Raw genomic sequence first — 16,959 nt, forward strand, 5'->3', positions numbered from 1 at the left:
TCGATCGCCGCGCGACCGAGGGCGACGAGCGCGGCGACCTCAGTCGTCCAGCGCCGCGTCGTGCACCAGCAGCGCGATCTGCACCCGGTTGTTGAGCTCCAGCTTGGCCAGCAGCCGCGACACGTACGCCTTGACGGTCGCCACGCTCATCGACAGCTGCTGGCCGATCTCGCTGTTGGCGCGGCCCTCGCCGACCAGCCGCGCCACCGCCAGCTCGCCCGGGCTGAGCCGTTCCAGCGCCCGGCGGGCCCGCTCGCGCCGCGGGTCGGCGGGCGCGTCCGACAGGTCGCCCACGTACGACATCAGCCGGCGCAGCACCGACGGCGACAGGATCGGCTCCCCGGCGGCGGCCCGGCGGATCGCGTCGACGAACTGCTCGGGCGGGGTGTGCTTGAGCAGGAACCCGCACGCCCCGGCGCGCATCGCCCGCAGGATGTGCTCGTCGGTGTCGAACGTGGTCATCACCACGACCTCGGGCGGGTCCCGGCGCGCCCGCAGCCGCTCGGTGGCGGCCAGCCCGTCCATCCGCGGCATCCGGATGTCCATCAGCACCACGTCGGGCCGGTGCTCGTTGACCGCCCCGAACACCTCGGCCCCGTCGGCGACCTCGCCGACGATCTCCAGGTCCTCGGCCCCGGCCAGCATCATCGACAGGCCCAGCCGGACCAGCGCGTCGTCGTCGACGATCAGGATCCGTGCGGGAGCGTTCATCGGGGCAACGGTAGCCAGGCGCGCAGGCGGAAGTCACCGTCCGGGGTGCGGCCGTGCTCCAGCCGCCCGCCGACGATGCCGACCCGTTCGCGCAGCCCGATCAGCCCGGCCCCGGCGCCGGGCAGGGCCGCCGGGACGCCGCCGACCGGCAGGGGGTTGGCGACCTCGATGGTCAGGCCGTCGCCGGGGACCGCCGTCACCGTGACGCGGACGTGCGTGCCGGGGGCGTGCTTGCGGGCGTTGGTCAGCCCCTCCTGCACGATCCGGTAGGCGTGCCGGCCGATCCGGGCGGGGATCGACGGGGGATCGGGCACCCGTTCCTCCAGGGTGACGCGCGTTCCGGCCTGGCGGGACTGCTCGATGAGGCCGGGCAGGTCGGTGAGGGCGGGCTGGGGGCGCTCGCCGTTCTCGGCCGGGTCCTCGCGGAGCATCCCGATCACCTCCCGCAGGTCCTCCAGCGCGTCGTGGGCGCACTGGCGGATCACCTGGGCCATGCGCGCCTCCTCCTCGGGCAGGTTCCCGCGGTACTCCAGCGCCCCGGCGTGCACCGCCAGCAGCGAGATCCGGTGGGCCAGCACGTCGTGCATCTCGCGGGCCAGCCGTTCCCGCTCGTGGTGGCGGGCCTCCTCGACGCGCAGCCGCTGCCCCTCCTCGGCCTGGCGGGCCCGTTCCTGCGCCGCCAGCACGAGCTGTCGCTGGGAACGGACCAGCAGTCCCACCGCCACCAGCGTGGTGTGCAGCAGCGCGATGGTGACCACGCCCTCCCAGACGCCCGGCTCGCCCTCGCCGACCAGCCACCACAGGGTGCCGACCAGCAGGACGTGGGAGGAGGCGAGCGGAAGGCTGACCCGCCAGGACCGGCGGACGGCCACGTTCAGCACGGCCATGGCGGCGAAGCCCAGCCCGCCCGTCGCCATGATCGCGCCCGCCTGGCACAGCACCGCCAGGAGCACGGGCCGTCGACGGCGCAGCCCTATCGTCGCCGCGACCAGTATCAGCCAGACGGCCGCCTCGAGCCGGACCGGGGCCGTCTCGTCCGAGGCCGCCGGATCGGTGTACGTGGCGAGGAAGAAGAACCCGCCCACCAGGCATGCGAACCAGATGTAGGCCAGGTCGGCGGCCCACTCCCGAAACGATCGTCGCGGCACAGCCCCACCGTACGGGCGCCTCCCGGACCGCAGCAGTGTCCACCGGTCGAGGCCCGCATCGACTTTCGTCTACCGCCCGGCGGGGGCGCGGCAGGCCCGTGGCCTTCGCCGCGATCGGCAGTCCAGCGGCCCTTGAGCGGGGTGCGGGATCGTCCGGACGCAACGCCCGTGAGCGAAGGGACGGTCATGCTCAGCCGGAGAAATCTGATCAAGTACGGGACGGCGGGCGGTGCCGCCGCCCTGGTGCCGGTCACGGCCCCGCTGGTCGGCCTGACGGCCCGCGAGAACACCGGGGAGGTCGCCCCGCCCGAGCCGTTCACCGTTCCGCTCGCCGTGCCGCCGGTGCTCCGGCCGGTGGCCCGGTCGTCGTCGACGGACTACTACGAGATCACCATGCGGCATGCGGAGGCCGAGATCCTGCCGGGCGTCCGCACCCAGGTCATGGCGTACAACGGGCTGTTCCCCGGCCCCACCATCCGGGCCACCTCGGGGCGCCGGGTGGTCGTCAAGCAGACCAACGCCATGCACCACGACGCCGTGGTTCACCTGCACGGCGGGATCGTCGCGCCCGAGCACGACGGGCACCCGATGGACGTGATCGCCCCGGGCCAGTCCCGGACCTACGTGTACCCGAACCGGCAGCCCGGCGCGACGCTGTGGTACCACGACCACACCCACCACATGGAGGCCGAGATGGTCTTCCGGGGGCTGGCGGGCGTCTACATCGTGGAGGACAGGTCCGAGGCGGCGCTGCGGCTGCCGTCCGGCCCGTACGACGTGCCGCTGATGCTGCGCGACGCGCGGTTCGACGACCAGGGACAGCTGGTGTTCGAGCTGGGCGACTTCCGCAACCGCAACGTCCAGCTCGTCAACGGCAGGGTGCAGCCCTACTTCCAGGTGGCCGCCCGCAAGTACCGGTTGCGGTTCGTCAACGGCGCCAACGAGCGCTACTACCAGCTCAAGCTGGGCGACGACGAGGAGATGGTGCAGGTGGCCTCCGACGGCGGCCTGCTGCCCCGGCCCGTGCCGACCACCCGGATCACCATGTCGCCGGGCGAACGGGTCGACGTGGTGGTGGACTTCTCCCGCTACCCCCTCGGCACCAGGCTCGTCCTAGCGAACGCCGATCCCGACACCACCGACATCCGCGAGATCATGCGCTTTGATGTGGTGCGCCCGGCCAAGGACGACAGCAGGCTGCCGGGGCGGCTCCGCCCGATGTACGGCCGGGGCCGGGGCAAGCCGGGCGCCGTCGACCGTGAGCGGGACATCTCCTTCTACCTGGACCTGGAGATGCAGCACTTCGTGATCGACGGCAAGCACTTCGACCCCGACCGGATCGACATGCAGGTGCGGAAGGGCGACGTGGAGGTGTGGACCATCCACAACCGCGACGACCAGTTCGGCATCCCGCACAACTTCCACGTGCACGGCGTGCACTTCGAGGTGCTGGAGCGCAACGGGCAGCCGGTGAGCGGCCACGAGGCCGGCTGGAAGGACACCGTCGCGGTGCCGATCGGCGGCAACGTGCGGGTGCGGGTCAGGTTCGACGACTACCGCGGCCGCTACCTCTACCACTGCCACCTGATCGACCACTCCACGATGGGCATGATGGCCCAGCTCGAGGTCGTCGACTGACCGCACGGGACGGCGAACCGACAAGAACCGACAAGGGGCGAGGCGGCCGGTGCCGCCTCGCCCCTTGCGGTTGCGGGGGTCAGCCCTCGTCGGCCAGGTGCCGGGAGAGCGCGTCGATCGTCGGGTGGTCGAAGAACAGCACCGGGGGGACCGGCACCCCCAGGTCGGCCTCCATCCGCTTGGCGACGTTCACCGCCCCCAGCGAATCCAGCCCGAGATCCTGGAAGCTGTCCTCCTCCGGATCGATGGGCGGGGCGGCGGCGGACCGCTCGGTCTCGTCGGACACCGCCCGGATCAGCAGCTCCTGGATCGTGGCCGCGTCGGGGCGGCCGGTGGACACGGTCATGCCGGACTCCTGTCGTCCTCCCGGGGCGCCCGTACGACGAGCGCGGAGTTGAATCCGCCGTAGCCGCGGGCCACCACCAGCGCCGTCCGGACGGTGCCGGACCGCGGTTCGGCGACCAGGTCGAGGCGGTGCTCGGCGGCGGGCCGCACCCCCACGGTGGGCGGGATGACGCCGTCCCTGATCGACAGCAGGGCCGTGGCGACGTCGAGCGCCGCGCCGGCGTACATCCGGCCGGTCATCGTCTTGGGGGCGGTGACCGGGACGCCCCGCGGCCCGAACACCTCGGCCAGCGCCCGTGCCTCGATCCGGTCCAGTTCGGGCACCCCGGCCGCGTCGGCGAACACCACGTCGACGTCGGAGGGGGCCAGCCCGGCGTCGGCCAGCGCCAGCTCGATCGCCCGGCGCAGCGCGGGCGGGCGGTCCGAGCCCGGCGGCGGGTCGAAGGTCGCGGCGTGCCCGGCGATCTCCCCGTACCGGTGCGGGGCGCCCCGGGCGGCGGCGTGCCCGGAGTCCTCGACGATCATCATCGCGCCGCCCTCGCCGGGCAGGTAGCCGGTGGCCCGCTCGTCGAACGGACGGTAGGCGCCCGGGTCGGGGACGCGGGTGAGCATCCTGTTGCTGAGCTGGGCGGTCAGACCGTACGGGCACAGCGAGGCGTCGGTGCCGCCGGTGACGATCAGCCGGGCGTCCGAGCGGACCAGCCGGCGCGCCTGCGCCACCGCGTCCAGGGCGCCCGCCTGCTCGGCCACGATCACCCCGCACGGTCCGCGCATCCCGTGCCGGATCGAGATCTGGCCGGTGGTGGCGGCGTAGAACCAGGCGATCGACTGGTAGGCGCCGACCCACTGCGGCCCCTTGCTCCACAGCCGGGAGATCTCGTTCTGGCCGAACTCGGTGCCGCCCGAGGAACTGGCGGTGACCACGGCGGCGGTGTACTCCGGCAGCTCCGCCGGGTCCGCCTGCGCGTCCCGCAGCGCCATCTCCGCCGCCGCCAGCCCCATGTGGGTCCAGTGGTCGGTCTGCGAGATCAGCCTGCTGGGCACGTGCTCGGCGGTGACGAAGTCGCTCACCTCCCCGGCGAACCGCACCGGGTAGGAGGAGGGGTCGAACCGGGTGATCGGCCCGATCCCCGAGCGCCCCTCCAACGTCGCCGACCAGTACGCCTCGGTGCCCAGCCCGTTCGGCGCGACCACGCCGAGGCCGGTCACGACGGCGGTGCCGGTCGCCTGGACCGTGTCTGTGCTCATTGATGTACCTCCGCTGCGAACGACTCGGCGAGGGTCCGGGCGGTCCGTTCCTGCCAGCCCCGCTGGAAGAGCCGGCGGTGCAGCCCGGGGGAGTGCCGGGCCAGCGCGGTGCGCAGGCGGTACGCGGCGCCCGGCACGGACACCGCGCGTCCCGCCTCGGCGTCCCGCAGCGCCGCCCGCACGACCGCGTCCGGCTCCAGCACCGGGCCCATGCGCCCGCGGTGGGCGCCGCGGGCGGCGCGCCCGGCGGTGCGGGTGGCGCCCGGGCAGACCGCGGTGACGCGCACCCCGAGCGGACCGACCTCGGCGTGCACGGCCTGGCTGAAACAGGTGACGAACGCCTTGGCGGCCGCGTAGGTGGCCCCGCCGGGGGCGGGGGCGAACGCGGCCACCGAGGAGATGTTCAGCACCGTGCCCCGGCCGCGCCGCACCATCTGCGGCAGCGCGGCCCGGGTGAGCCGGACCAGGGGCAGCACGTTGAGGAGGATCTTGTCCTCCTCTCCGTGCGGGTCCAGCATCGCCAGCGGCCCCACCGCCCCCAGCGCGCCCGCCCCGTTGACCAGGACGTCCACCGGGCGTTCCGGGTCGGCCAGCCGTTCCTCCACGGCGACGCGCCGGCGCGGGTCGGTCAGGTCGGCGGCGATCACCTCGGCGGCCGTCCCGTGCGCCGCGCTCAGCTCGCGCCCGACGGCCTCCAGCCGGTCCCGGCGCCGCGCCACCAGCACCAGGTCGTGGCCGCGGGCCGCCAGGGCCCGGGCGAACGCCTCGCCCAGGCCGCTGGACGCCCCGGTCACCAGGGCGGTGCTCATCGGCGCCCCCTCATCCGGCGCCCGCGCCGACCGGCGCCCTGGCGGCCAGCTCCTCCAGGGCGCCGACGATCGCGGCGGGGGCCGGCCGGCGGGCGTTCTCCTCCGCCAGCCGGGTCGCCGCCTCGCCGAACGACGGCGTCTCCAGCAGTTCGCCGACCAGCGCGCAGACGCGGTCCGGGGTGGCGTCCCAGGCGCGCAGGGCCTTGCCGGCGCCCGTCCCGGCGATCTGCCGGGCGGCCAGCACGGTGTCGCCGAACGAGGACAGCACCAGCTGGGGGACGCCGTGGGCGGCGGTGGTGAGCAGCGTGCCCGAGCCGCCGTGGTGGACCGCCACGTCGACGGTCGGCAGCATCAGGTGCAGCGGCATGTCCTCCACCAGCCGGACGTTGCCGGGCACCGCCCCCAGCAGCTCGCGCTGGTCGGAGAAGACCCCGGCCAGCACCTCGACGTCCAGCCCGGCCAGGGCGCAGATGGTGTCGTGGACGAAGTTCATGCTGCCCAGCAGCGTCGCGACCATCGTGCCCAGGCTGATGAAGACGCGGGGCCGGGCGGGCCGCTCCGACAGCCAGGGCGGCACCACGGCCGACCCGTTGTAGGGCACGTTCCGCACGCCCAGCCGCGACACCGTCCCGCCGTCGTCGACCTGCAGGCTCGGCGGGCAGGGGTCGAGCGTCAGGTCGCCGAGCGGGTCGGCGTCCTCCAGTTCGAGCTCCTTCCACAGCTCGTCGAGCTGCTCGCGTTCGTCGGCCAGGCGGGTGTAGGTGTAGTCCGGCCCGGGCAGCACCCGCACCGCGGGCACCCCCAGGTCGCGGGCGGCCTTCAGCGCCGCGTACATGCGCGGCTCGTACAGCACCAGGTCCGGCCGCCAGCTCCGGGCGAGGGCGACCAGTTCGTCGACCATCTCGCGGGCGCCGGCGGCGAACATGGAGAACGCGCGGGCCGAACGCTCCCGCTCGTGCTCGGCCTCGTCCACCCCGGCGCCCGGCCGCATCTCGAAGCCCTTCCAGGCGGCGGCCGGGTTCAGGCGGGGGCCGGTGATGGAGATCGTCAGCCCCGAGCGCAGCACCGCGCCCTCCGCGCCCGGGGGGCTGACGATCCGCACGTCGTGGCCGGCCGAGCGCAGGGCCCAGCCGGGACTCACCATGGAGAAGTAGTGCGAGGGCGTGGGCCAGGTGGCCAGCAGGACGCGCACGGGATCACCTCCGGTCGTGACGGGCGGGCTCAGCGGAGTTCGACCACACGGTGCATGCCCTCCTCGGCGATCTTCCGTGCGGTGTTGGGGTTGCGGTAGAACGACAGGACGCTGTAGCGGCCCGGGGGGAAGTCGAAGCTGAGGATCGCCTTGCGGCCGGGCGACATGGCCATGAGCCCGCCGACCTGGGTGAGCAGCGGGTTGGGCGGGTTCTGGCCCGCGGCCACCGCGTCGAAGTAGTCCTGCACGGTCCGCTCGGTGGTGGTGGGGGCGACCCCGCAGAACACCGCCTCCTGCGGCTGCGCGGACTGGTTCACCACCAGGTACGTGCCCCGGGCGCGCATCACCCGGGGGGTGATGAACCTGGAGCGGCCGTCCCGCTCGACCATGCGGATGACCCCGTCGATCCTGGGGATCCGGGTGTGCCGGCGGGGGCCGGTGACCTGGAGCTGGCGGAAGTGCTCTCCCTCGATGCCGTAGTAGGTGTCCGGCGGCAGGTCGATCGTGACCGACAGCGGGCTGGTCGCCGGGAACACTCCGGCGCCGCCGAAGAACTCCACGTCGCGGTACAGGGCCTGCAGCGCGGGGATGGCGACCGCCGGGTCCTCCGACATGCTCTGCCAGAACAGCCACATCGCCTGCTCGAACGTGATGCCGTTGCGGGTGGCGCCGAGCCCCATGAACCGGCCGGCCGGGTCGGGGGTGTCCACCTTGAGGGTCACCATCCCCGCCGGGCGCGGGTTGGGCCCGGGGAACTCGAAGCCCTCGGGCGCCAGGGTGATGGGCAGGACGGGCGGGTGCGGCAGGCCCCGGGTGCCGGCCTCGGCGCGTCCGAGGCCCGCCGCGGCGGGCGCCAGCACGGCGGCGCCGCCCAGCAGGGCCGCGCCGAGCGCGGAGCGCCTGGTGATCGCCTGGCTGTGACCGGTGGTCATGTGAGCACTTCCTTTCACAGGTTCATCAGCAGATGAGGAGCGGTCGAACGGCACTTGATGAGCTGGTAGGCCTCGAAGAAGGCGTCCTCGCCGGCCTCGTGGACCTGGGCCTGCCGGGCCCACCACCGGCCGCGCGCGAGCAGCGCCTGCTCGCTCATGTACGGCTTGGCGGCCTCGGACTGGTACTGCGCGACGGCCACCAGCTTCTTGGGCATGTACTCGGTGACGTCCACGAAGAAGTTGGGGACGAACCCGGAGTTCAGCACCGGCGGCTCGCCCTGGAGGATCAGCTGCGGGGTCACCGCCCGCTTGGCGATCATCGTGGCCACCACGCCGGTCGCGTGGTGGTCCTGGTGGTCGTCCAGCGGCAGCGAGCTGGTGTGGTGGGTGATGACCACCGACGGGGCCAGCGCCCGCATGTGCCGCTCGATCTTGGCGTAGGTGGGGGCGGCGATCCGCACCTCGCCGTCGGGCAGGTCCTCCACGGTGATGGTGGCGCCGATCACCGAGGCGGCCGCGGCGGCCTCGGCGACCCGGTCCCCGGAACGGGGGGAGGAGCTGTTGGAGCCGTCGGTCATCGCGACGATGTGCACGTCGTAGCCGGCGTTGCGGAATCCGGCGAGCGTGCCGCCGCACGCCAGCTCCGCGTCGTCGGGATGGGCGAAGACCGCCAGTACGGTGGGGATGGCCATGGCGTCGCGTCCTAGTCCTCGTCGTGCCCGTCGTGCTCCAGCCGGAGCCGCCGGACGGTTTGCGCGGCGGGACTGTCCGGCATCGTGGACTCCACCCAGCCCTCGATGTGCTCCTGGCGGATCCGGGTGAGGGCGAGCGCCCCGGCCGGAACGTCGCGGGTGAGCAGCGAGCCCGCCGCGGTGTAGGCGCCCCCGCCGACCTCGATCGGCGCGACCAGGATGGTCCCGGCCCCGATCATCACGTCGTCCCCCACGGTGGTGCGGTGGGTCTGCCTGCCGTCGAAGTTGACCGTTCCGGAGAACCCGGAGATGTTGCTGCGCTCGCCGATGGTGATGTCGCCCAGGTAGGCGAAGTGGGGGACCGACGAGCCGGCGCCGATGGTGGCCGCCTTGATGTGCACGTGCGAGCCCATGATCACGCCCCGGCCGGACGTGGTGTTGCCGCGCAGGTAGGAGTAGGGGCCGACGTTGTTGTCCGGCCCGATCCGCACGTACTCGCAGGTCGAGCTGCGGATCCGGGTGCCCGATCCGACCCGCGTGCCGACCAGGGTGGTGTCCGGCCCGATGACGCAGCCGGCGCCGACCGTGGTGCCGGCGGCCAGTTCGGTGTTGCGCAGCAGGGTGACCCCCGAGGTGAGCACCACGTCGGCGTCGATCCAGGTGGTGGCGGGGTCGACGACGGTGACGCCCTCGGCCATCCAGCGCCGCAGCAGGCGGTCGCGCATGATCGCGCGCGCCCGCGCCAGCACGATCTGGTCGGTGACCTGCAGCAGGTCGTCGTCGGGCGCCGACACGGTGGCGATCGGATGGCCGGAGGTCTCCAGGGCGTCGACGACGTCGGCCATCACCTCGTCGAGGTCCGCGGAGTCCCGTACGCCGCCGTCGAGGGCCTTGGACAGCTCCGCGCTGCGGAACGCCCAGGCCGGGCCCAGGCAGGCGGCGGTGTACCCGCCCGTCCGCACCGGCTCGACCAGGCGCGCCACGGTCGGGGGGGTGAGCAGCGGGGTGTCGGATCTGACGACCACGGTGATCATGGCGCCGGCGTCGTCGGCCAGCGCCTCGACGATCCTGCCGGCGCGGCGGTCCGGCGCCTTCAGCCCGGGGGTCTGCTCGAGGTGACCGGCCACCTCGTCGTCGGCGCCGACCACCGTCAGGTGGGTGGCGCCGGCACCGGCCGCCTGCAGGACGTGCCCGACCATGGAACGCCCGGCCAGTCCGATCAGCGGCCCCGGCCCGCCCCGGGCCGGCTCGGGACAGAACAGGACCGTCCTGGTCGATGAAGGTCGGCTCATGTGCCGCCTCCTCCCGTCGCGGTGTCGTCGCACTCGCGATGAGAGTGGTCACTGCGGCTCGTGCCCCGATCGAGGACCCCTCGCGGCCCGGTACGCCGCCGTCCCCCCGGGGGGCGCCGTCGCCCCGGCGCGGCTTTCCGGCGACGCGGCCGGACCCGGAAATGGCGGGGGACGATTGCCGGTGGCGGCGGATGCGCACGCCCTTATAGATAGAAAGCCTACATATATTCTTTGTGGTTGCTCATCGGGCGTCCGGGCTCCTTTTCGGTGACATTTGTGGTTTCGGGCTCGATCGGCATGGGAGATGATGGGGGGCGTATCGGCATGCTCTGGGGCGGAGCAGGGGCGGCCACGTGGCGGCGGAGGTGGCAAGGTGCGGTCGATGCTGCGCAGGGTGCATCACGACGTCCGTGGTGACCGGCCCCCGGCGGTGCGCCGCTATCTGGCCGACATGCGGCGTGAGCTGCGCGGACCCGCCGGCGCCAAGGTCGACATCCTCAACGAGCTGGGCGACGGCCTCGACGACGCCGTCGAGGCGTATCTGGACTCGGGGCTGGACCGGGAGGCGGCCGGCCGGCGGGCCGTGGCCGACTTCGGCGAGGTCGCCGAGATCGCCCCGCAACTGCAGCGCGAGCTGAACTTCGCGCAGGGCCGGCGCACCGCCTGGCTGCTGTCCTTCCTGATCGTGATCCAGGCGCTCATCGCGCAGTTCATCTGGACCAACGAGCCGGTCGCCGCGCCGCCCCGGTTCTCTCCCGGCGAGGGGTACATGCTGCTCGCCCACATGCTGGACGTCTTCCAGTACGTCACGGTGATCGTGGGCGCGCTGGCCATCGCGGCGTTCAGCTGGCTGGGGCGCCGGGTCCCGGTGCGGCCGGGGATGGTGTGGGGCGTCGGGCTGTTCGCGATCGTGGCCCTGGTCGCCAAGACCGTCATGGCGCTGCTGCTGGTGGCGCTGGTTCCAGGGATGTTCCAGCAGACGTTGAGCCTCATGGGCGCGGTGCAGCAGTTGCTGGTGTGGATCATCCCGACCTGCTACGTGCTGGGCTCGGCATGGCGCTGCCTGCGCATCGTGCCGATGCCGTCGCCGCTCAAGGCGCGCTGATCAAGGTGCGCTGATCAGGGCGCGCTGAACGGCGGGCGCCGGCCGGACGGCCGGCGCCCGGCCGATCTGGTGCCCGACTGAAGTCCCGCTGGGCCGGCGTTGCCGCCCGACGGGCATATATGTAGAGTCCCTACATGTAGGGCGCCTTGATATCCATCAGGAGGTCGGTCGCCATGACCCCCCTCGCGCCATCGGGACGTCTCAGACGTTGGCGCACCGCTCCCGGGCCCGTGCTGGTCCTGGTCGCGGTGCTGCTGGCGGCCCTGGCGGCGGCCCCGGGCCCCGCGCCCGCCACGGCCGCGACGAATCCCGCCCTCGGGGACTGGACTGCCTGGAACCACGACCCGAGGGGCAGCAGGCACAACCCGCACGAACGCCGGATCACCCCGAAGACCGTGAAGAACCTCAAGCTCGCCTGGGCCTTCGTGTTCCCGAACCACACCGGGGCCACGGCGAGCCAGCCGGCGAGGGTGGGCGACACCCTCTACGTCGGCGGCCCGGACTCGCGGTTCTACGCCCTGGACGCCCGGACCGGGGCCACCCGGTGGGTGTTCGACCTGCGGCCGCACGCCGGCGAGGTCGCACCGCCCGAAGGCCACCTGTTCGCCAAGAACCCGGTCCGCGACGGCCCCGCCGTCGCCGGGGACAAGGTCTTCTTCGGCGACTCGCGCGGCAACATCTTCGCGCTGAACCGGCACACCGGCCGGCTCGCCTGGATGACCGAGATCGACGACCACCCCAACGCGCTGATCACCGGGTCGCCGGTGCACCACCGCGGCAAGGTCTACGTCGGCGTGTCCAGCTACGAGTACAGCGTGGCGGGCGACGACTCGTACCCCTGCTGCACGTTCAGCGGCAAGATGGTCGCGCTGGACGCGCGGACGGGCGAGATCGACTGGACGTACCGCACCATGCCCCCGGTCCGGCGCGACGGCACCTGGCCGAACGGCACCCCCAAGTACGCCCCGTCCGGCGGCTCGGTGTGGTCGACCCCCGCCATCGACGCCCGCACCGACACGATCTACTTCGGCACCGGCAACAACTACAGCGGCACCGAGGGCCGCTCGGACTCGATCGTGGCCCTCGACCTCAGGACGGGCCGGGAACGCTGGGTTCGCCAGATGACCCACCCGGACACCTGGACGGTGCGCTGCCTGATCCCGCTGCCGCCCGGCGGCTCGTGCCCGGGTCTGGGCGACGAGCTGCAGGACGAGATGGACCACGACGTCGGCTCCCCGCTGCTGTTCACCAGCCGGGGCCGCACCCTGGTCGGCATCACCCAGAAGTCGGGCATCTACCACGTGCTGGACGCCCGGACCGGGGAGATCGTCTGGCAGACGCAGCTGTCCATCCCCGCCCACAACGAGCCCTGGCGGGGCATCGAGTGGGGCGCCAGCTACGACGGCCACCAGCTGTACGTGGCGACCTGGCGGGCCAGCCCCGGCACCCTGTTCGCCCTCGACCCGGACACCGGTGAGATCAACTGGCGCTCGCCGCTGCCGGCGGACGCGTGCGAGACCGGAGGCGCGGCCGACCCGATCGAGATCGACCCGCCGCCGGACCCGGCGCGCTGCATCCTCGGCAACATCTCCGCCGTCACCTCCACCCCGGGGCTGGTCTACGAGGGCGGCGAGGACGGCAAGATGCGCATCTACTCCGCTCGCACCGGCGAGACGCTGTGGGTGTACGACGCCGTCCGGATGTACACCGGGGTGAACGGTCTGTCCGGCCCGGGCGGATCGATTTCGGGCAACGGTGGTGCGGTGGTCTCGCACGGCATGCTCTACGTCAACGCGGGCTACCAGCTCACCATGGGCATTCCCGGGCACGTGCTGCTGGCTTTCAAGCCGTAGCCGATCCGGGAATGCGGTGAGGCCGGGTGTGCCCCCGTCCTGGTCTCGCCGAGGAGGCCCCCGAGCGCCGGCCGTCAGGCGCACGGGGGCCTCCGCCTTTGCGGCCCCGCCCCTGCGGCCGTGCCCCGTCCGGCGCGCCCGGGGGCCTCCACCGCGCCTCCAGCCCGCCGCCAGCCACCGCACCGAGGCTGGTCACGGACGCCCCCGCCCGGCGGGAGGCCACAGAGCACGGAGGTGGACTGGTGTCGGTCGGTACAGCCCTGGACGGCAGACGCGTCCTGGTCACCGGAGGGACCAAGGGGATAGGACGGGCCACGGTGCGCGCCTTCGCCCGCGCCGGAGCCCGGGTGGTGACGTGCTACCACCGGGACGCCAAGGCCGCGGACGCCCTCACCGGGGAACTGGCCGACGAGGGCGTCCCGGTGCCGCTGGTCGTCCGCGCCGACGTGACGGACCAGGCCGACGTCCGGCGGCTGGCCGAGCGGTGCGCGGACGCGCTCGGCGGGCTGGACGTCCTGGTCAACAACGCGGGCGTGGACGGCTCGGGAGCGCTCGAGGACCTGCCGCCGCAGGACTGGGAGCGGGTGCTGAACGTCGACGTCACCGCCTACTACCTGGTCACCCAGGCGGTCCTGCCACTGCTGGCCCCCGGCGCCTCGGTGATCAACGTCGGGGCGTCCAGCGCGCTGCGCGGCAGGCCCGGGGCGGCGCACCACGGCGCGGCCAAGGCCGCCGTCATCGGGCTGACCGCCTCCCTGGCCAAGGAGCTGGGGCCGCGCGACATCAGGGTCAACACCGTGGCCCCCGGGCTGGTCGAGGACCCCGACGATCCCCACCTGCCGGCGCGGATGCTCGACCGGGTCCGCGCGATGACCTCGCTGGGCCGGCTGGCCGGCCCGGCCGACGTGGCCGGCGCCGTGCTGTTCCTGGCCGGCGAGAACGCCCGGTGCATCACCGGGAGCACCCTCAACGTGGATGGAGGAATGTGATGCCGTACGCAGCGATCACCTACCGGGTCAAGCCCGGCAACGAGGACGCGATCGCCGAGATCTTCGCCGACTTCCAGCGGGTCGACACCCCCGACCTGCTGGACGAGAACGGCCAGGTGGTGGGCAGGCTGCTGGGCACCGGGGTGTTCGTCAAGGACGACGTCATGGTGCGGGTCATCCACTACGAGGGCGACTTCGTGGCGATCGCGCGGAAGATGGCGACCCAGCCCGGGGTGCACCAGATCGAGGAGCGGCTCGCGCCGTACCTGGTCGAGCAGCGCGACACCAGCACCCCGGAGGCGTTCGGCGCGTACTTCCGCAACGCGCTGATGCGTTCGGTCTCCCAGCTGTCGGTCGAGACCCACCCGGCGTAGGGGGCGGCATGTCCACCGAGAACACGGTCACCGCGGTCGTCGGGCTGGGCGGCATCGGCGGCGGGATCGCCCACCGCCTGCTGGCCACCGGCCACGACGTCGTCGTCTACAACCGCACCCGGTCCAAGGCCGTGCCGCTGGTCGAGGCCGGCGCCCGCGCGGCCGACTCCCCGGCCGACGCCGCCGCCGAGGCCGACGTCGTCGTGGTCAGCCTGAGCGACGAGGAGGCCGTCGAGAAGGTCGTCTTCGGCGAGATGGCCTCCCGGCTCAGGCCGGGCACCACGCTGATCGAGATGTCCACGCTGTCGGCGGAGTACGCGCGCGCCGCCGCCGAACGGCTGGCCGCCCTCGGGGTGCACCGGGTGGAGGCCTGCGTGATCGGCAACCCGGCGATGGCCAAGGCCGGCGACCTGCGGGTGTTCGCCGCGGGCCGGGACGAGGACGTCGAACGGGTCCGCCCGCTGCTGGGCTCCCTCGGCCGGCAGGGGATGCTCCACCTCGGCGAGACCGGCCGGGCCACCGCGCTGAAACTGGCGTTCAACGCGCTGCTGGGCGTCATGACGGCGGGGCTCGCCGAGGCCGTCGTCCTGGCCGAGCAGGCCGGAATCCCCCGCGAGACGCTGCTGACCGCCATCCAGAAGAGCGGCTGGCGCTCCCCGGTGCTGAACTTCCGCGCGGAGTTCATGCGCACCCGCGCCTACCAGCCCGCGGGGTTCCGGGCCCGGCTGATGGCCAAGGACCTGCGGCTGGCCGCCGAGGCCTCCGACGGCGCCCGGCTGCCGCTGATCGAGCTGACCTCCCGGCGGTTCGCCGAGGTGGTGGCGGCCGACGACGGTGACAAGGACGCCGCCGTGATCGTCGAGCTGGGATCCGGCGAAGGGGGGCGGTGATGACGGCTCCACAGGAGACCGCGCCGGCGCGGGAGCTGCGGCCGGAGCCGGAATGGCTGCGCTGCCCGTCCTGCCGCGGCTTCGTCTACGCCGCCCGCTACGAACGCGAGCTGCGCGTCTGCCCGTCGTGCGGGCTGCACGGCAGGATGGGCGTCGAGGAGCGCGCCGCGCAGCTGCTGGACCCCGGCTCGATCGAGACGCTGCCCGCCCCGCGGGTGGTCGACGACCCGCTGGAGTTCAGCGACGGCCGCACCTCCTACGCCGCCGCGCTGTCCCGCGCCCGGGGGGCGGACGGCCCCGACGAGGCGGTGGTGTGCCTGCGCGGCACCGTCCAGGGCCGGCCGGTCATCGCGGCGATCATGGATTTCCGGTTCTTCGGCGGCAGCATGGGCTGCGCGGTGGGGGAGCGGATCGCCGCGGCGGCGGAGCTGGCGCTGCTGGAGCGGACCCCGCTGCTGCTGGTGACCTCCTCGGGCGGGGCGCGCATGCAGGAGGGCGCCCTGTCGCTGATGCAGATGGCCAAGACCAGCCAGGCGATGGCCGCGCTCGACGAGGCGGGCGTCCTCACCATCACCCTGGTCACCGACCCGACCTACGGCGGTGTCGCGGCCTCGTTCGCCACCCTCAGCGACATCGTGCTGGCCGAGCCGGGCGCGCGGATGGGCTTCGCCGGCCCCCGGGTGATCGAGCAGACGATCCGGGAGCGGCTGCCCAAGGGCTTCCAGACCGCGGAGTTCCTGCTGGAGTCGGGACTGGTCGACGGGGTGGTGCCGCGGCCCCAGCTGCGGCCGGTGCTGGCCCGGCTGCTGGACGCCGGGCGGGCCGGCGGCCGGGACGGCCGGGAACGGCCGCCGGCGCGGCTGTTCCGCGTGCCCGAGGAGGTGCCGGCGGGCGACCCCTGGGAGGCGGTGCAGCTGGCCCGGAACGTGGACCGGCCCACCACCCTGGACTACGCCGGCTACCTGCTGGAGGACTTCCAGGAGCTGCACGGGGACCGGATGTCGGGCGACTGCCCGGCGATCGTGGGCGGCATCGGGCGGCTCGACGGCCGGCCGATCATGTTCATCGGCAACGAGAAGGGCCACACCACCCGGGACAGGGCGGTGCGCAACTTCGGCATGGGGACCCCGGCGGGCTACCGCAAGGCGGCCCGGCTCATGCGGCTGGCCGGCAAGCTGGGGCTGCCGGTCGTCACGCTGATCGACACGCCCGGCGCCTTCCCCGGCCTGCAGGCCGAGCAGCAGGGCCAGGCGGTGGCGATCGCCGAGAACCTGCGGCTGATGTCCGGGCTGCCGGTGCCGATCGTGGCGGTCGTCACCGGTGAGGGCGGCAGCGGCGGCGCGCTGGCCCTGGGCGTCGCCGACCGGGTGCTCGCGCTGCGGCACGCCGTCTACTCGGTGATCAGCCCCGAGGGCTGCGCGTCCATCCTGTGGAAGGACTCCGCCGCCGCGCCGCAGGCGGCGGCGGCGCTGCGGGTGGACGCCGGCTCGCTGCTGCGGCACGGGATCGTCGACGCGGTCGTCCCCGAGCCCGAGGGCGGCGCGCACAGCGACCCGGCGGCGGCCGCCGACCTGGTCCGCGCCGCGATCCTGGAGATGCTCGACGAGCTGGCCGACCGCTCCCCGCAGGTGCTGGTGATGGAGCGGCGGGACCGGTTCCGCCGGTACGGCTCCGCCGGGTGATCCTCCTCCGGCACCGAGAAAGTGCCGCGGTCATCGTCTCCGATGACCGCGGCACTTTC

At 73.6% G+C, this 16,959-nt stretch carries 16 protein-coding genes; 7 read left to right on the top strand and 9 right to left on the bottom strand.

Annotated features, from left to right (window positions below):
* Positions 1-39: 39 nt before the first annotated feature.
* Positions 40-711 carry a response regulator transcription factor gene (locus tag HNR21_RS21895; RefSeq protein ID WP_182706676.1) on the bottom strand — a complete coding sequence of 224 codons (672 nt, stop codon included), beginning with the start codon at positions 709-711 and terminating at the stop codon, positions 40-42.
* Positions 708-1,859: a sensor histidine kinase gene (locus HNR21_RS21900; protein ID WP_312881150.1), complete on the bottom strand. Its 1,152-nt coding sequence runs from the start codon at positions 1,857-1,859 to the stop codon at positions 708-710. The genes HNR21_RS21895 and HNR21_RS21900 overlap by 4 nt, the downstream gene beginning before the upstream one ends.
* Positions 1,860-2,027: 168 nt before the next feature.
* Between HNR21_RS21900 and HNR21_RS21905 the strand changes: the two genes are divergently transcribed.
* Positions 2,028-3,497, top strand: coding sequence for a multicopper oxidase domain-containing protein (locus HNR21_RS21905; protein WP_312881151.1), 1,470 nt, complete (start codon positions 2,028-2,030; stop codon positions 3,495-3,497).
* Positions 3,498-3,576: 79 nt separating this feature from the next.
* Here HNR21_RS21905 and HNR21_RS21910 read toward each other — a convergent pair whose 3' ends face one another.
* From HNR21_RS21910 to HNR21_RS21940, 7 genes are read right to left on the bottom strand one after another with little or no spacing between them, the layout of a single operon-like run.
* Positions 3,577-3,843: an acyl carrier protein gene (locus HNR21_RS21910; RefSeq protein WP_182706677.1), complete on the bottom strand. Its 267-nt coding sequence runs from the start codon at positions 3,841-3,843 to the stop codon at positions 3,577-3,579.
* Positions 3,840-5,090, bottom strand: a complete 1,251-nt coding sequence (locus HNR21_RS21915) for a ketosynthase chain-length factor (protein WP_182706678.1) — start codon at positions 5,088-5,090, stop codon at positions 3,840-3,842. The genes HNR21_RS21910 and HNR21_RS21915 overlap by 4 nt, the downstream gene beginning before the upstream one ends.
* A complete protein-coding gene (locus HNR21_RS21920) occupies positions 5,087-5,899 on the bottom strand; it encodes an SDR family NAD(P)-dependent oxidoreductase (RefSeq protein WP_182706679.1) in 813 nt (270 codons plus the stop codon). Before HNR21_RS21920 ends, HNR21_RS21915 begins: the two co-directional genes overlap by 4 nt.
* Positions 5,900-5,909: 10 nt before the next feature.
* The gene (locus HNR21_RS21925; protein ID WP_182706680.1) at positions 5,910-7,091 is read right to left on the bottom strand and encodes a nucleotide disphospho-sugar-binding domain-containing protein; all 1,182 of its coding nucleotides are present in this window, start codon (positions 7,089-7,091) and stop codon (positions 5,910-5,912) included.
* Between the two features lie 29 nt (positions 7,092-7,120).
* Positions 7,121-8,023, bottom strand: coding sequence for a hypothetical protein (locus HNR21_RS21930; protein ID WP_119730319.1), 903 nt, complete (start codon positions 8,021-8,023; stop codon positions 7,121-7,123).
* Between the two features lie 14 nt (positions 8,024-8,037).
* Positions 8,038-8,715 carry a PIG-L deacetylase family protein gene (locus tag HNR21_RS21935; protein WP_119730320.1) on the bottom strand — a complete coding sequence of 226 codons (678 nt, stop codon included), beginning with the start codon at positions 8,713-8,715 and terminating at the stop codon, positions 8,038-8,040.
* Between the two features lie 11 nt (positions 8,716-8,726).
* Positions 8,727-10,007 (bottom strand): NTP transferase domain-containing protein, encoded by a 1,281-nt coding sequence (locus HNR21_RS21940; protein WP_182706681.1) that lies wholly within the window; start codon positions 10,005-10,007, stop codon positions 8,727-8,729.
* A gap of 382 nt (positions 10,008-10,389) precedes the next feature.
* Between HNR21_RS21940 and HNR21_RS21945 the strand changes: the two genes are divergently transcribed.
* The 6 genes from HNR21_RS21945 to HNR21_RS21970 all read left to right on the top strand — a co-directional run bounded on the left by HNR21_RS21945 (position 10,390) and on the right by HNR21_RS21970 (position 16,900).
* Entirely contained in the window at positions 10,390-11,112 is a 723-nt protein-coding gene (locus HNR21_RS21945; protein WP_182706682.1) for a permease prefix domain 1-containing protein, read from the top strand.
* 230 nt (positions 11,113-11,342) lie between these two features.
* Complete coding sequence (locus HNR21_RS21950) at positions 11,343-12,965, top strand: outer membrane protein assembly factor BamB family protein (protein ID WP_182706683.1); 1,623 nt, start codon at positions 11,343-11,345, stop codon at positions 12,963-12,965.
* A 242-nt stretch (positions 12,966-13,207) separates the two neighbouring features.
* Positions 13,208-13,954: an SDR family NAD(P)-dependent oxidoreductase gene (locus HNR21_RS21955; RefSeq protein WP_119730325.1), complete on the top strand. Its 747-nt coding sequence runs from the start codon at positions 13,208-13,210 to the stop codon at positions 13,952-13,954.
* Positions 13,954-14,328 carry a TcmI family type II polyketide cyclase gene (locus tag HNR21_RS21960; protein ID WP_119730326.1) on the top strand — a complete coding sequence of 125 codons (375 nt, stop codon included), beginning with the start codon at positions 13,954-13,956 and terminating at the stop codon, positions 14,326-14,328. The genes HNR21_RS21955 and HNR21_RS21960 overlap by 1 nt, the downstream gene beginning before the upstream one ends.
* Before the next feature lie 8 nt (positions 14,329-14,336).
* Positions 14,337-15,218 (top strand): NAD(P)-dependent oxidoreductase, encoded by an 882-nt coding sequence (locus HNR21_RS21965; RefSeq protein WP_119730327.1) that lies wholly within the window; start codon positions 14,337-14,339, stop codon positions 15,216-15,218.
* The gene (locus tag HNR21_RS21970; protein WP_182706684.1) at positions 15,218-16,900 is read left to right on the top strand and encodes an acetyl-CoA carboxylase carboxyltransferase subunit alpha; all 1,683 of its coding nucleotides are present in this window, start codon (positions 15,218-15,220) and stop codon (positions 16,898-16,900) included. The genes HNR21_RS21965 and HNR21_RS21970 overlap by 1 nt, the downstream gene beginning before the upstream one ends.
* Positions 16,901-16,959 lie beyond the last annotated feature (59 nt).

Origin of the sequence: Thermomonospora cellulosilytica, assembly GCF_014138835.1 — a bacterium.
GTDB lineage: Bacteria > Actinomycetota > Actinomycetes > Streptosporangiales > Streptosporangiaceae > Thermomonospora > Thermomonospora amylolytica.